The following is a 775-nucleotide window of genomic DNA, read 5'->3' on the forward strand; positions in this document are numbered from 1 at the left end:
GCATCGCACCCCGAAGAGTCGGGGATGGTAAACGCTGATGCCAGAGACCGTTTCGGATGCATACGTCATCCGGCGGACGCTCATGGGTGGAACGCTGACAATCTCATCGCATCGTGATCGGAGCTGTGTCTCCGGTCCGCGGTGATATACCGACACACTATTGGGTCCTGAAAGAACACGCGGAAGCGAGTTTTTTCCAGGCAAGATAACGACGAGGCTTTCTCGGCGGTCATACCGCAGGATGTGTTCCTGGCTGGTGCCGCAGTAGTGAGAGGGTCTTGTGTGTTGTTTGAGAACTGCACAGTGGACGCGAGCATCTTTGTTAGTAAGTGTTTAAGAGCGTACGGTGGATGCCTTGGCACCAGGAGCCGATGAAGGACGTAGGAGGCTGCGATAAGCCTCGGGGAGCTGTCAACCGAGCTGAGATCCGAGGATTTCCGAATGGGGAAACCCAGCACGAGTGATGTCGTGTTACCCGCATCTGAATATATAGGGTGTGTGGAGGGAACGTGGGGAAGTGAAACATCTCAGTACCCACAGGAAGAGAAAACAATAGTGATTCCGTGAGTAGTGGCGAGCGAAAGCGGAAGAGGCTAAACCTAGAGCGTGTGATACCCGGCAGGGGTTGCGTTCTTGGGGTTGTGGGGCTCATTTTCTTGTTACTGCCGTGGCAAGCGAGAGTCAGAAACCGTTGTGTTAGTCGAAGTGGTCTGGAACGGCCTGTCGTAGAGGGTGAGAATCCCGTAGACGAAAACTCAACGGCTCTTGTAGTGAG

General features: G+C 54.2%; 1 rRNA gene. It reads left to right on the forward strand.

The window, feature by feature from the left end:
* Nucleotides 1-323: 323 nt before the first annotated feature.
* Nucleotides 324-775 (forward strand): 23S ribosomal RNA (locus tag TY25_RS31505); the annotation flags it as partial.

The organism is Nocardia brasiliensis NBRC 14402 (genome assembly GCF_000308475.2).
GTDB lineage: Bacteria > Actinomycetota > Actinomycetes > Mycobacteriales > Mycobacteriaceae > Nocardia > Nocardia brasiliensis.